Annotated in this window: 9 protein-coding genes, 1 tRNA gene and 1 pseudogene; 5 read left to right on the plus strand and 6 right to left on the minus strand. The window is 58.7% G+C overall.

Features of this window, described 5'->3' with window-relative positions:
* Positions 1-197 precede the first annotated feature (197 nt).
* Positions 198-710 carry a hypothetical protein gene (locus tag ACOVQ0_RS02875; RefSeq protein ID WP_421880010.1) on the plus strand — a complete coding sequence of 171 codons (513 nt, stop codon included), beginning with the start codon at positions 198-200 and terminating at the stop codon, positions 708-710.
* Positions 658-813: pseudogene (locus tag ACOVQ0_RS02880) on the plus strand (hypothetical protein); the annotation flags it as partial. The gene ACOVQ0_RS02875 and the pseudogene ACOVQ0_RS02880, both read left to right, overlap by 53 nt.
* Here the strand turns inward: ACOVQ0_RS02880 and ACOVQ0_RS02885 are convergent.
* Positions 810-1523 (minus strand): sulfotransferase family 2 domain-containing protein, encoded by a 714-nt coding sequence (locus ACOVQ0_RS02885; protein WP_421880012.1) that lies wholly within the window; start codon positions 1521-1523, stop codon positions 810-812. The pseudogene ACOVQ0_RS02880 and the gene ACOVQ0_RS02885 overlap by 4 nt on opposite strands.
* Positions 1524-1734: 211 nt before the next feature.
* Positions 1735-1824, minus strand: a tRNA-Ser gene (locus ACOVQ0_RS02890).
* 177 nt (positions 1825-2001) lie between these two features.
* Between ACOVQ0_RS02890 and hspQ the strand changes: the two genes are divergently transcribed.
* Positions 2002-2382 (plus strand): heat shock protein HspQ, encoded by a 381-nt coding sequence (gene hspQ / locus ACOVQ0_RS02895; protein WP_421880014.1) that lies wholly within the window; start codon positions 2002-2004, stop codon positions 2380-2382.
* 35 nt (positions 2383-2417) lie between these two features.
* On the opposite strand, the gene ACOVQ0_RS02900 is transcribed toward hspQ, so the two are convergent.
* Positions 2418-3296, minus strand: coding sequence for an ABC transporter permease (locus ACOVQ0_RS02900; RefSeq protein WP_421880016.1), 879 nt, complete (start codon positions 3294-3296; stop codon positions 2418-2420).
* 122 nt (positions 3297-3418) lie between these two features.
* Here ACOVQ0_RS02900 and ACOVQ0_RS02905 point away from each other — a divergent pair, with 122 nt between their 5' ends.
* Positions 3419-4114, plus strand: coding sequence for a GcrA family cell cycle regulator (locus ACOVQ0_RS02905; RefSeq protein ID WP_421880018.1), 696 nt, complete (start codon positions 3419-3421; stop codon positions 4112-4114).
* A 98-nt stretch (positions 4115-4212) separates the two neighbouring features.
* The gene (locus ACOVQ0_RS02910) at positions 4213-5379 is read left to right on the plus strand and encodes a diguanylate cyclase domain-containing protein (protein ID WP_421880020.1); all 1167 of its coding nucleotides are present in this window, start codon (positions 4213-4215) and stop codon (positions 5377-5379) included.
* Positions 5380-5601: 222 nt separating this feature from the next.
* Here the strand turns inward: ACOVQ0_RS02910 and ACOVQ0_RS02915 are convergent, their stop codons facing one another.
* The 3 genes from ACOVQ0_RS02915 to ACOVQ0_RS02925 all read right to left on the minus strand — a co-directional run.
* Positions 5602-6810 (minus strand): Vps62-related protein, encoded by a 1209-nt coding sequence (locus ACOVQ0_RS02915; protein ID WP_421880022.1) that lies wholly within the window; start codon positions 6808-6810, stop codon positions 5602-5604.
* Positions 6811-7111: 301 nt separating this feature from the next.
* Positions 7112-9418 carry a polyribonucleotide nucleotidyltransferase gene (gene pnp / locus ACOVQ0_RS02920; RefSeq protein ID WP_421880024.1) on the minus strand — a complete coding sequence of 769 codons (2307 nt, stop codon included), beginning with the start codon at positions 9416-9418 and terminating at the stop codon, positions 7112-7114.
* Between the two features lie 265 nt (positions 9419-9683).
* A partial coding sequence (locus ACOVQ0_RS02925; RefSeq protein ID WP_421880028.1) for a 30S ribosomal protein S15 occupies positions 9684-9820 on the minus strand: 137 nt, incomplete at its 5' end.

Genomic DNA, 9820 nt, shown 5'->3' on the forward strand with positions numbered 1-9820 from the left:
GGCCATTTTTCACCAAAAACACAAAACCGCCAATAGAATTATGCTCTTCATCGAGCTGAAGATGTAACGGATTTCTGTGCCTAGGCTCCAGAGTCCCAGAAGGCGCCTGAGCCGCTCCCACCAACAATCGACCTGCGCCCCTTGCCAGCGGGCGGCCAACCTACAGACGGCACTGTAGCGACCTATATGCGCCCCCTATGTTCGGTGACAGTCACCGCCCCGATCTCATGCAAAGCAGCGCTGTGCTCGCAGAGGAGATCGAACGCGCAGCAAAAGGTGATCTTGGGTTGGCCAATCGCATGTTTACGTCTCAGGCAATCACACTAGACACCATGTTCACAGAACTGGCGAGGCGGGCTGCGGAGAATATGGGCAGCTACCCACAAGCAACCGAACGCTATGCACGGCTTGCGTTGAAGGCTCAGGCCAATTGTCGTGCCACGCTGGAGGCACTGGCGAAGCTGCACCAACCGCGCGAGCAAACTGTGAAGCATGTGCACGTGAATGAGGGCGGGCAGGCCGTCGTGGCCGATCATTTTCACCAATACCGGGGGGCGACGGAAAACAATGCAAAAACAGACAAACAATCCAATGCAACCGGCACCGCGCTGCCTAGCCCGGACCCGATCAGGAACGGAGTGCCAGTCACCCGCAGTCAAAGGGAAGCGACGCTGTCGGATGCATGGCGGAACGAATCCGGGAGCACCTAAAGGCAATCGCAATGCCTACAAGCACGGCGGCTGTTCTGCTAAAGCTAATGCGGCTGCCCGATACCTGACCGAGATTGAGAAGCTATTGCAAAAAAATATTTAGATCTTTTCGTATCCGAACAGATCGAAGTCTGCGAAAAAAAGCTCATTGATGCGATCCAACGACCGCCTAGACATTTTTCCTGCGTATCGTGAGTAAGCGACTGGTGAGTGTTGATTTTGCTCAGTTAAATTCTCTAATTTTATATTCGGTAAATCAACTCCAACAAAATTACAAAATTTTCTTAAGTCAGAGGAGAAATTTTCAACTTTGCCGATGAAGTCCACGGTTTTCCCTTGGACGTGAGTCCAGTAATGGGCGGGATGGAGTGGCATATTAGTATTTCGTCCACTATCGAAAATTTCATACTCCGGCAAATTTGCGATCCATTCATCGAAGTCGAATCCGGCCGAAATGACGCGCGTCATATTTTCTGCAATCTGCGCTTTCACCAAATCTCTGACCCACAGTGGGCTAATATGCATTCGCGGTTGCAATTGAAAATCTCGCTGGATCTGAATGAATCCAGAATAAGCTCTATCATAAGGATTGCGCACAAAAGCTGCTAATTTGTATTCGAGTGTAGCCTCTGGAAGTGTTAAAAAATCTCCTAAAGTCACATGTTGGTGAACAACACGCCCAAGCCTTTGGTTAAAATGAAAATTTCGTTCGTACTTACTGTCATTGAAAGCAGCCAAGGTTTCATGGCACGTCTGACTAGCAGTCTTCCAAGGGGCAAGCAGAACGAATTTTCTGGAATGAGATATGATCAAAATTTACCTCTAAAAAATAAAGATAAATCTTATCACTAAGACTCGATCCCAGGCAAGAAAAAGACTCGACAGCGCCCCAACGAGCGCACTTTTTCGCTTAATCGAAAATGGGCCGCAATTTATGCCACCGCTCAAGCAGCCAAACTATCGGGGATCTATTATGGGAACGCAGAGTAAAATCTGACATTAACCCAATAAAATGAAAGGATTTTGGCGGAGAGGGTGGGATTCGAACCCACGGTACGGTTGCCCGTACACTGCATTTCGAGTGCAGCGCATTCGACCACTCTGCCACCTCTCCTGGTGCCAATACTGGGAGGCCGCAAGGGCATTCCCGGTCGAGGAAGCGCGCCGTTAGCGCATGATATCCGGCTTGCCAAGAGAAAAGCGGTGTTGTTTTCCACATCCAGCCGCAAGGCTCGCACCTTTCTCGGTGAAGCGCTTGTTTGCGCGGCCTCGCGGCCCTATATCGGGCGCTATGGATCGTGCGAGTTTCTTTTCGCCACAGGCTGGCCGCGATATTTCGGCCCCTCCCGTTTCATCGGCGCGCTTTTCGATTGGCGATGTCGTGCGTCATCGCATGTTCGGCTTTCGCGGCGTGGTGTTCGATATCGATCCGGTCTTTGCCAACAGCGAAGAATGGTACGAATCGATTCCCGAAGACGTTCGCCCACCGCGCGACCAACCGTTCTATCACCTGCTCGCCGAAAACGACGAGAGCAGCTACGTGGCCTATGTCAGCCAGCAGAACCTGCAGGCCGATGCCGAATCGGGGCCAGTGGATCATCCTTCGCTTGAGGAACTGTTCGAAGGCTTCCGCAACGGGCGCTATCGCCTGCGCCGCAGCCTTTCACACTGACGAAGTGAGGGCCTCTGCAAGAGAGGCCCTCACCTTCAGTTCTTCAACTTCCAGCCCGACCGCAGCACGGCATAGAGCAGGCCTGCCAGCATCACGTTGAGCACGCCAAGCCCAATCGCCCCGTGCAGCACGGCAGTGTTGGTGCTGCCAATGTCACTCTGCCCCAGAAAGCCGAAACGGAAGCCCGATATCACGTAGAAGATCGGGTTCATGCGGCTGACCGCCTGAAACGCCGGTGCGAGGTTGTCGATCACATAGAACGTGCCCGAAAGCATCGACAGCGGGGTGATCACGAAGTTCGTGACCGCCGCGTTGTGATCGAACTTTTCGGCCCAGACCGACGTCAGCACGCCGATCAGCGCCAGCAGAATCGCGCCCATCAGCCCGAACCACACGACGGCCCAAGGGTGCGCCACGGCCAGCGATACGCCCGGCCACAGCATCATCGCGCCTGCAACCGCAAGCCCCACCAGCACCGCGCGCGTCACCGCCGCGCCGACCAGCGCCAGCATCAGTTCCCCGGTGGAGATCGGCGGCATCAGGTAATCCACGATCGTGCCCTGAATTTTCCCGCCCAACATGCTGAAGCTGGAATTGGCGAAGGAATTGTTGATCATCCCCATCGCGATCAGCCCCGGCGCAACGAAGCTGGCGAAGTTCACGCCCAGCACTTCGCGCCCGCCATTGGCACCACCACCCAGCGCCAGCGTGAATATCATCAGATAAAGCAGCGTCGTTACCGCCGGTGCCCAGATCGTCTGGGTCTGCACCTTGAAGAAACGGCGCACCTCCTTCATATAGAGGGTCCACAGCCCCAGCCTGTTGAAGCCACGGAAAACCGGTTGTCCGGGCGGGGTGAAGGTTCCGGTGCTGCGGCTAAGTGCCCCATCGCGGGGTAACGGTTGATCGACCATGCCTGTGGCGGTATCGCGCCGGGGCGGCTAAGGCAAGGTCAGCCAAAGCGCGGGTTCATCAGGACCGCATGATTTTTGAAAAAGGTCGCGCATTTCGCGGCCGTGAAGGACAGGTTTGAAGCATGAGCTGGACCGAAGAGCGGATCGAAAAGCTGACCAAGATGTGGGAAGGCGGCTCCACCGCCAGCCAGATCGCGGATGAACTCGGCGGGGTCAGCCGCAACGCGGTGATCGGCAAGGCGCACCGCCTCGGCCTCAAGGCGCGCCCCTCCCCGGTGAAGGCCAACGATAAGAGCGAAGCCGCTCCCGCTGCGCCCAAGCCGCCAAAGCCCGCCGCGCCGCCGCCCGTGGCAGCCGAACCCAAGGTTGCCGCACCGCGTCCCGCCCCTGTGGCACCGCCGCCGCCCGCACCGCGTGCTGCAGCGCCTGCCCCCGCACCTGAAGCAAAAGCTGCATCCGATACGCCGACGCCAGCGCCACAGCCGCGTATCGTCTCCGTCGGCCCCGGCGGCTTCCTGCGTCAGGGGCCGGGCGATCAGCAGGCGCCGATTCCGCCCGCACCGCCGCGCCGCCTCGTGCCCGCGCGTCCCAGCCCCGAAATTTCCGACAAGACCAGCCTGCTCGATCTGTCAGATCGCATCTGCCGTTGGCCGATGGGGCATCCGGGCGAACCCGATTTCCACTTCTGCGGTGACAAGGTGAACCCTGGTTTCCCTTATTGCGTGGAACATTGCGGCCGGGCCTATCAGGCACAGCTCCCGCGCGGACACCGTCGCCCTCCGCCGCCAATGCCGTTTGGCGGTCCCAGAGTACGCTGACCAGTACGCTGAAACAGCGCATCAGGAACAACCCCTAAGCCAGGCTTTCCCCAGCGCCACGTGGTTAATATCACGCGGCGCTGGCCGTTCTACGGCACATGACACACGATCCTTCCGCGCGCGGATCCCGGTCCCGCCTGCTCAAATGGCTCGGCATTTCTGGCGAGGATGATGCCGCCGAGGACGCCCCCACCGCCGAGATCGCCAATTTCCGCGATCCCAGCGCGCGCGAAATCTGGCTTCCGGCCAAACGCCGCCTGCTCGGCAAGGTGGCGGACTTTCTGATCGACCATGACCTTGAAGTCATGCCTTGGACGCTGGAAATCGCCTACGATTGCGTCACCGGTGCCAACCCGCGCCTTGCGCAGATGATTCTCGAGCGCACCGAGGAGGGCAAGGCGGTTACCCTGCAATGGCTGGAAGAGGTCATGCGTGAGGAAAAGGGCGACGGCACTGCCGAGCAGTTGGTCGCACTCATGTCGCGGCTTGAGGAAAGCCTAGACGATTTTGCGCGCACCACCAGCAGCGCCCGCACCGCCACCAGCGAATATGGTGCAGCGCTGCAGCAGCATGTCGATGACCTCGAACAGGTCAGCCGGGCAGGCGTAGTCATCACCGAACTGGCTGCGTTGGCCAAGGCGATGATGCACCGCACGCGCGAGATCGAACATAACCTCAACGAATCCGAAGAGCGCGCGATGGCGCTCCAGAACAGCCTCGACGATGCGCGCCGCGTGGCAGACGAGGATCACCTCACTGGCTTGCCCAATCGCCGCGCTTTCGAAAGCCTGCTGGAAAAGGAACTGGCGCTGGCAGGGGCAGCAGGCGAAGCGCTCAGCGTTGCATTTGTCGATATCGATCACTTCAAGCGCATCAACGATACCCACGGTCACGCGGCGGGGGATCGCGTGCTGAAAGTCGTGGCCGAAACGCTTAGCCGCATCGCCGACGCCCACTGCCATGTCGCGCGCCACGGTGGCGAGGAATTTGCCATCCTGTTCCGCGCACTAACCCCTCAAAAAGCGTGGGACCGACTTGACCGCGCGCGCGAGGAACTGGCCGAACGTCGCCTCGTCAACCGCGCCACAGACATGCCGTTCGGGCGGATAACCTTCTCTGGCGGCATTGCCGATGTCTTTGCTTACGCTAACAAAAGCGACGCACTGCGCGCGGCGGACGAAGCACTCTACGCAGCCAAGCAGGCGGGGCGAAACCAGATAATGCTGGCCGGCGCAGAACCCCCGCCACTGAGGGATGCGGCCTGACGATCAGGCCGGTTCGATATGCGGCGCAAAAACGATGAGTGCATTTGCCCATGCCACGCCGCGCGCTAGATCCGTAGATCACAACCGTATCGAAGCGTATATCCGGAGATTTTGGCATCCCTGCAACCTCGCAGGAAATCTTCACCAATAAGCAAAACGCGCGCAACACTGCGGCAAGATGCCAGAGGCCCCGAAACGTCCGGAGCCTCTGACTATCATTCCTCAGCCTGCCATTGCCAAGGCCTTGGACACGCCGGGCGCTACTGGCGGATATTGGTCATGGGCAACGCTGTCGACGTCGAACATCAACTCTCTGCCGATGACCGCGCCATCGGCACGGATCACGCGGAACTTGTAAGTTGCGGTCCACAAACCCGCAGCAACGCCAGCTGGCGTGCTCAATGAACGGGTCACTGTCGCACTCTGCAGGTTGGCGGTGCTTGAAGAGGTCGTGTAGGTGAACTGATAGTTGAGTTCGACCTTGTACTTGGTGATCGCGCCGGTTTCCCATCCCAGCTTGATCCCCACGCTGTGCGCGAAGGCTTCTGATTCCGTCGTCGTTACGCCCACGGTCGTCGCCTTCGATGTGGTTTGCGCGGCGCTGGTGGTGTTGTCATCGAACAGCACAAGGCTCCAGCCGACCCAGCGTTCGATGGTGCAGAACGGATTGGCGATCTTGTCCAGGCTTGGACGATCGGTGCGATCAAACAGAGCCGTAAACGGCAGGACCACGCTGCGATCACGAACCGGAGGAGTATGATCGGTCGGCGGTGTGCGCCCTTCAAGCGAAGGCCGGACAGGTGCCGCACCCACTTCCGCGGTGATCGGAACCTGTACGACCATCGCTAGACCCATGTTCGGTGCGCCGTCATAGCTGGCCACAGCAATGAACGTGTCGGGTGCAAAGACGCCCATCTGCGGATCGCGCGAAGGATCACCTACTTCCACAGGCCAAGCCGCAATATCGTGATCTCCACCCGAACCGGCGTCCTGCCAAGCCTTGTCGCCTGCGAAAACGCCGTTGGTCACCAGATCGGCGCGAACGCACCACACATCGCCAAGGCTTGGCTTGTCGTGGTTCGCAGTGGCTACATCGCCCAACGCCAGATAGCCGTTCGGCGCAATAGGCCGCCAAACCGAACCATCCCAATCCGCGCCAGACCCGGAATCATCCCAGACCCATGCATAATCGACCGGTGCAGCCAGCGCATTGCTGCCAGGTGCATTGGCAAACAGCATCGAGGCACGATTGTTGTTCACATCGTTGTAGTTGCCGACGCAAATGCTGCCGAGAGGGCGATATTCCCCTTCACCGCGCGGATGCCAAAACGTTCCATCCATTCCAGCACCGCTGCCATGATCAGGATAGCGCATGTCATACTGCGATGTCAGCGTGATCATCAAATCGCCGTACTGCTTACTGACGTTCATATCGGTATCCTCACGATATATATACTAGGATCGCAGAATAAATGTCATATTTTTTACATAACATTCGCCCCGCAACACCAATGCTATGATGATAACGTAATTTCAAAAATCGCAGATTAATCCAATACATCACCAATTCGAAACTTGTTTATATTTTTTCGTGATTACCCTAACATTTACTTAGATATCCCGTGAAGAATTATCGCCATATTGGATGATCCTACAGTGATGATCGAAATTTCATACGAAAAAGGCCCCACCTTGCGGCGGGGCCTCGTTCATTTCAAAGCCTTGGCTCTGCTCAGTCGTCAGACTTGAGGAAAGCCGGCATGTGATCCGGGGCCGGACCATCGTCACGGTCGCGACGCGGACCACGGTCACCACCTTCACGACGGGGGCCGCGATCACCACGTCCACCACGGTCGCCGCCACGGTCATTGCGCGGACCACGACGGTCGCCACGATCACCGCGAGGTTCACGCGGTTCGCGCGGCGGGCGGGTGTCTTCCAGTTCCGCACCGGTTTCCTGATCGACAACGCGCATCGACAGGCGAACCTTTCCGCGCTGGTCGATTTCGAGAACCTTGACGTAAACGTCCTGGCCTTCCTTCACCACATCGGTCGGCTTTTCCACGCGCTCGTTCTTCATTTCGGAAACGTGGACGAGACCGTCCTTGCCGCCCATGAAGTTCACGAAAGCGCCGAAATCAACGATGTTGACGACCTTGCCCTTGTAGACCTTGCCGACTTCGGCTTCCTCGACGATGCCAAGGATCCAGTTCTTTGCAGCTTCGATCTGGGTCAGGTCCGAAGACGAAATCTTGATCAGACCTTCGTCGTCGATATCAACCTTCGCGCCGGTGGTGGCCACGATCTCGCGGATCACCTTGCCGCCGGTGCCGATGATGTCGCGGATCTTCGACTTGTCGATCTGCAGCGTCTCGATACGCGGTGCGTGTGCCGAAAGCTCGGTGCGTGCCTCGCCCAGCGCCTTGGTCATTTCGCCAAGGATGTGCGCGCGGCCTTCCGAAGCCTGCCGCAGGGCAACTTCGAAGATTTCGCGCGTGATGCCCGCAACCTTGATGTCCATCTGCATCGTGGTGATGCCTTCGGACGTGCCGGCCACCTTGAAGTCCATGTCGCCAAGGTGGTCTTCATCACCCAGGATGTCCGACAGGACTGCAAATTCCTTGCCATCAAGGATCAGGCCCATTGCGATGCCCGAAACCGGACGCTTCACCGGAACGCCTGCGTCCATCATCGAAAGGCAACCGCCGCAAACGGTGGCCATCGACGAAGAACCGTTCGATTCGGTGATGTCCGACAGAACGCGGATCGTGTAGGGGAACTCGTCCTTGGTCGGCAGCACGGGGTGCAGCGCGCGCCATGCCAGCTTGCCGTGGCCCACTTCGCGGCGACCCGGCGCACCGAAACGGCCAACTTCGCCAACCGAATAGGGCGGGAAGTTGTAGTGCAGCATGAAGTTTTCGTACCGCAGGCCTTCCAGCCCGTCGATCATCTGCTCGGCGTCCTTGGTGCCCAGCGTGGTGGTGCAGATCGCCTGCGTTTCACCGCGCGTGAACAGCGAAGAACCGTGCGTGCGCGGCAGGAAGCCCACCATCGCCTCGATCGGACGGACCTGTGTGGTTGTGCGGCCATCGATGCGGGTGCCATCCTTCAGGATCGCGCCACGAACGATGTCGGCTTCCACCTTCTTCATCGTCTTCATGGCGACCATCTGGGTCTGCGCGCCTTCATCGGCGAACGCAGCCTTGGCCTTGGCACGCGCTTCGTTCAGCGCGTTGGAGCGCGCCGACTTGTCGGTCAGCTTGTAAGCTGCGGCAACATCCTTGCCGACCAGCGTCTTGAGCTTCTTCTTGATGTCGGCGGTGTTGTCCGTGAGGTCGACATTCCACGGGTCCTTCGCGGCCTTTTCAGCCAGCTGGATGATCCCGCCGATGACCTTGCGGATTTCGTCATGCGCAAACAGCACGGCGCCGAGCATTTCGTCTTCGCTCAGTTCCTTGGCTTCCGATTCCACCATCATCACGGCGGTGTCGGTTGCGGCAACGACCAGGTCGAGGCGGCCGTCGGCCAGCGCCACGTCCTGCTTCGGGTTCAGCACGTATTCGCCATCGATGAAGCCGACGCGGGCAGCCGCGATCGGCCCCATGAAGGGCACGCCCGAAATGGTCAGCGCAGCCGAAGCGGCGATCATCGCAACGATATCGGGTTCAGTCTCGCCGTCATAGCTCAGGACCTGAGCGATAACGTTGATTTCGTTGTAGAAACCTTCGGGGAACAGTGGGCGGACCGGACGGTCGATCAGACGGGAAACCAGCGTTTCCTTTTCCGTCGCGCCGCGCTCACGCTTGAAGAAGCCACCGGGAATACGGCCGGCTGCGGAATACTTTTCCTGATAGTGGACAGTCAGCGGGAAGAAGTCCTGCCCTTCCTTGACCGACTTGGCGGCGGTAACCGCGCACAGGACAACAGTTTCGCCATACGTGGCGATGACCGCGCCGTCAGCCTGACGGGCAACGCGGCCGGTTTCGAGGGTGAGGGTCTTTCCGCCCCACTCCAGCGATACGGTTTTGACGTCGAACATTTTACATCCTTCAGCCCGCGCGCCCTATTGCGAACGGGGTTTGCTGCCGGGGAATACCGTCCCGGTCCGGTGTGGGGCCGCTTATCGTGCCCCGAAGGCGGTTCGCCGGATTGCGAGGCCGCCAATAAAAATGACAGTGCCCCCGCGAAGGCGGGGGCCTTGGTCGGTTTACGCAACCTCGCTGTGCAAGGCCGCATGAGATCCCCACCTGCGTGGGGATAACGCAAAACGTAAACGGCCCGCCAAGGCGGGCCGAACGTTTGCGTTACTTACGAAGACCAAGCTTCTGGATCAGATCGTTATAACGACCCACATCCTTCTTCTTCAGGTAGTCAAGAAGCGAACGGCGCTTGTTGACCATCATCAGCAGGCCGCGACGCGAGTGGTTGTCCTTGTGGTTGG

The sequence above is a fragment of the Novosphingobium sp. genome, assembly GCF_049240505.1.
Classification (GTDB): Bacteria; Pseudomonadota; Alphaproteobacteria; order Sphingomonadales; family Sphingomonadaceae; genus Novosphingobium.